This is a genomic window from Mycoplasma sp. 4463 (assembly GCF_048381515.1).
Lineage (GTDB): Bacteria > Bacillota_I > Bacilli_A > Mycoplasmatales > Metamycoplasmataceae > Mycoplasmopsis.
In genome coordinates this window covers 1-4446 of sequence record NZ_JBLWID010000035.1, presented here as the reverse complement: position 1 = coordinate 4446, position 4446 = coordinate 1, and the positions used below count along the sequence as shown (strand labels likewise).

Annotated in this window: 5 protein-coding genes; all 5 read right to left on the bottom strand. The window is 25.5% G+C overall.

Annotation, left to right across the window (positions count from 1 at the left end):
* Nucleotides 1–106 precede the first annotated feature (106 nt).
* The 5 genes from scpB to ACNF36_RS02865 are packed head-to-tail and all read right to left on the bottom strand — an operon-like array spanning nucleotide 107 to nucleotide 4367.
* A complete protein-coding gene (scpB, locus tag ACNF36_RS02885; protein ID WP_257089513.1) occupies nucleotides 107–679 on the bottom strand; it encodes an SMC-Scp complex subunit ScpB in 573 nt (190 codons plus the stop codon).
* On the bottom strand, nucleotides 669–1439 hold the full coding sequence (locus tag ACNF36_RS02880; RefSeq protein WP_323176487.1) for a segregation/condensation protein A: 771 nt from the start codon (nucleotides 1437–1439) through the stop codon (nucleotides 669–671). The genes scpB and ACNF36_RS02880 overlap by 11 nt, the downstream gene beginning before the upstream one ends.
* Nucleotides 1429–2202: a lysophospholipid acyltransferase family protein gene (locus tag ACNF36_RS02875; protein ID WP_418303662.1), complete on the bottom strand. Its 774-nt coding sequence runs from the start codon at nucleotides 2200–2202 to the stop codon at nucleotides 1429–1431. Before ACNF36_RS02875 ends, ACNF36_RS02880 begins: the two co-directional genes overlap by 11 nt.
* A complete protein-coding gene (locus tag ACNF36_RS02870) occupies nucleotides 2189–2515 on the bottom strand; it encodes a 4'-phosphopantetheinyl transferase family protein (protein WP_257089508.1) in 327 nt (108 codons plus the stop codon). The genes ACNF36_RS02875 and ACNF36_RS02870 overlap by 14 nt, the downstream gene beginning before the upstream one ends.
* 55 nt (nucleotides 2516–2570) lie before the next feature.
* Nucleotides 2571–4367, bottom strand: coding sequence for a hypothetical protein (locus ACNF36_RS02865; protein WP_418303661.1), 1797 nt, complete (start codon nucleotides 4365–4367; stop codon nucleotides 2571–2573).
* Nucleotides 4368–4446: the final 79 nt, after the last annotated feature.

Genomic DNA, 4446 nt, shown 5'->3' with positions numbered 1-4446 from the left:
AAATTGAAAAACACCTCAACAATGTTGAGATGCTTTGAGTTTTTTATAAATTGTCTATAAGACTTGTCCTAGTTTAAGTGATAGTAATTTTGTATCTTAAATATAATTATTCTTCTCTTTGACTTCCGAATAAGTCAAAGTCTTCATTTTCATCTTCTACACCTTCTACATAGTTAAATTCAGTCATTTTAGGCAAGTCTCTCATGCTTGTTAATTTGAAGTGATCATAGAATTTGTTTGTCACTCCATATAGAACAGGGTTACCAGGTGTAGGAGAAATCCCGACTTCTTCAATAACACCTTTCATTAAAAGTGTATTAACAACTTGATCAGATGCAACACCTCTAATTGATGCAATTTGACCTTTTGTAACTGGCTGTTTGTAAGCGATGATACCAGCAACCTCGATAGCAGCATTTGATAATCTTTGTTTTTTAACAACTGAAACCATTTTTGTAACATAATCTTTGAATGTTTCTCTAGTTGCTAATTTGTAAACATCATTGAAGTTGACTACTTTAAGCGCTCTTTCTAAGTCATTAAACTCTCTTAAGAAATCTTGCATTACTTTTTTAGCTTCAGCTAAAGTAGCTAGTGAGAAAATGTCTTTAACTTGTTCTAAGTTAAGTCCATCATCTCCTTGAATGTATAATAGTGCTTCTAAAATTTTATTTTTCATCGTAAAGTTCTCCTCTAATAATTGAGATTTCTTCAAATTCTTTTTCTTGAATTATTTTTAAATATTGTTCTTTAGCTAAAACTAATACAGCAAGCAATGTAACAACAAAGTGTCCCATACTTGGTTGTGAAAAGACCATTTGGAAAGTTAATTTTTCATGTTTTCTAAGTAACTCTTTAATCATTCCATATTGATCAGATGGTGATAGTTTAAATGTTTCTAATTTTGCTGTTCTAAGTTTTTGAGCATAAACTCTTTCAAACATTTTTCTTAAAACGGCAATTAATTTAACCGGGTTAGAATGACCGTCTAACCTAGTGTCATTGGTATCAACGATAAATTCATCAACATTTGATGGATCTTTGATGAAAATATCTTGTCTATCTAATTCATATGTTTTAAGAGCTTCTTTAATTGATTTAAATTGTTCATATTCAGCTAACTGTCTCAAAATTTGTCTTTTATCTTCTTCAATTTCTTCAGGAATTTCTTGTCCTGGTTCTTGTATTGCCATAGCTGCTTTGATTTTAAGTAATGTAGCAGCCATAACTAAATAATCAGCAGCTAAATCAATATCTTGCTCTTTTAATTGAGAAATAATTTCTAAATATCTATCTGCTATTTCTACTAAGTTAATTTCATTAATACTGATCTTTTTATCTTTAACTAATGCAAGTAATAAATCTAATGGTCCATCAAAATTAAACTTTTCAACTTTAAAGCTATATTCTGAATCGTAATTTGTGTAATTAGTTTTCATCTTTTTCCTTCAATAATTCTGACTCAATTAAGCCTTTAACTCTTTCTGCTAATTTTGATGTTTCTTGATTCATAAATGTAGATGGTTTTAATGCTGGTAAAAATTTAACAGTAACTTGCTGTCTTTGCTTTTTGTGCACACTATCAGAACCTAAAGAGTTGATTATTACAGTAGGAATAATTGACATATAATCTTTCTGCGCAACTCTAAATGCACCAGCTTTAAACTCACCTAAACCTTCACTTTTCACTCTTGTTCCCTCAGGAAAAATTACACCATATGTTTTCTGAACTTTAACAAATGCACCGAAATCACCCAATGCATTTAAACTGTTTTTAATGCTCTTTCTATCAATAAAAACAGTGTCTAAAAGTGACAAAGTATCCTTAACTATTTTTTTCTTTTGTAGCTCACTCTTAGCTAAAAAAGTAGGTATCATGGCTTTAGCACCTTGTTCATATGATTGTTGTTCTGTAGCTTTCATTAAGATTAAAGAGTCAAAGTTTGACTTATGGTTAGCTACTAATAACACAGAACCATTTTGTGGCAGGTTTTCATATCCCTCAATTTTTACATCCACATTGTAAAGGTTTAACATTTTTTTAGAAAGTTTGAGTAAGAAAGCATATCTTTCGATTGATTTACTTGTTTCAGGTGATTTTCTATATTTTCTAGCCTTTCATTTAATTAAAAAGTATCTGAATAATCAAACTGGTGAAAATAAAATCATCTTAAAAATTACATTTACATTATATTTTTTCATTTTTCTCCTTAGAAATAGCAACAGAAATAACTAAATTATCAACATATGTGATAGAAATACAGAAGTTTTTAAATTCTCAAATATTGTTTTTTTTAACTAAATCAATATTGCGAAAATCGATGTAGCTATTATCAATTTTGTAAATAGATTCTTTAATAGCTCATGCTCTGGCAAGAAATTTAGCTTTCAAATTTTGATCAGTTATTTGATTATATTCTGCTAATTCATGCGTTGATAAAACTCTATTTATAAAAGATGTTTTTTTATTAATAAATCTATTAATATTAGTTGCATCCACACCTATTTTGAACATGTTTTATATTATATAAAATTATTTGATAAAAGGAGTATAAAATAGACTTTTTTACCTATGTAATAGGTGTATTAGTATCATCGCTTTCTTCTTGGATTAATGCTGATTTCAAGATTTTTGCGAACTGATCATATTTGTTTAAAAAATTAAAGAATACATCATCTTCTTTCGAATTCTGAAGGTTATATTTAATTTCACTACTAAATTTGTTAGTTTCATTAAATATAATTAATTGTAAAATTTCCGATGTACTAAATTCATCACAAATACAATATGGATTTGAACGAATAAATAAGTTTATTATATATTTTAATATCTTAATTATTGAGATAGCTATTAAATTAGTAAATAGAAATCCATTCATATCTTCAAATGATTTCAGAAACTTTTTATAACTACTTATCAATATATTCATCATTTGACTATTTTCATAGTTATCTACATCATTTTTTAATATATCTATTAAATCTTTCTTTTTAGGTATTTTGAAATTTGTAAAAGCAAAATGTAATCCTAAATTTTTATTATCTCTGCGAATTTTCTCTCATAATTTTGGAGCTTCATAACCATCTTTTACATTGATGATGTTCTTAATTTTTGAATATTTCATTTCCTTTTCGTAATATTCATCTGATTCAATATTATTTAGACTACTTACATCAAAATTGTCATCCCTATTTTCTACGAAATTTATCAATTTGTTGAAATAAATTAAATCCTGTTTATCTATATTGACTTTATCTTTAGAACTTTCTATGTATAAGTAATTTAGACGATTTAATGGTTTCTTAGAAATAATATTTACTTTATTACTATCTTTTCTACTAAAAACTCTAGATCAAACTGTATTTATTCTCTTTTTGTAATGGTCATTTAATTTTTCAGTAAATATATTTTTAGAATACATAATATATTTAGCGACTGACTTAACAAGCCCCTTGCTTTTACTTAATAAGTTCTCAATATCAAGAGGTCAATCATAAGGAATGACTGAAATACTTTTATCATCTCTTTTGTATAACTGAATAGTATCTAAAATTAATTTATCCTTATCTGCATAAGGAAGATGTTTGAATAAGAAGACGTTAATAGGTATACCTACTCAATTTGTATGTGTTATTATGGTGTAATGTTCATCTGATGTTTTTATCATTTGATTTAAATTATTGAAAATAAATTTCTTATTTTTAAAATGCTTTTCTGTAATATTTGTAATATGTAAGTAAATATATTTATTGAATTTGTGAATTCTGTCTCTTTTTGTGAAGTTATGAACAAATCTATTTAAATTTTGCAAAATAATTTCTTTATTTTGATTTACTTTCTCAAATAAAATGTCATTAATGAACTCATCATTAGTATTTGTAGGATTATATTTTGAAATTTTTTCATTAAGTAAATCAATATTTGATATTTTATTAGAAATAGTGTCTGTTATGACTTTGTAAAATCATTTATGATCTATATCTTTTGTTTTGAATAGTAATCTCATTTCTTTAAACAAAATATCAAATAAATCGAAACCTATAAATTTATATGATAACTTATCATTATCTTTATTTATTAATTCTAATCTTTGTTTCACAAAATATAAAATAAATTTTACATCTTGAAAATAAATGAATTTCTTCAATTCTTTATTTACTTTTTCAATTTTATTCTCAAATTCAGATGATAATTCTTCATTTGTCAACTTCAATACAAGGGTATTTGATGCATTAATCACATTACCTATTTGCCTTCTGCATAAATAAATTTTGCTTAATTCTTTATCTTTCTTTAACTTAAGATGCCATTGTTGGCGTCTTTTTATGTTTCTTTTAGAAATATTTGTTCTTTTTGTTTTTGTCATATATTAAAATTATAATATTTTTTAATAAAATAAAAAAACACCATTAAAGGTGTTAAATATTCTTTGAAAACTGAATAGT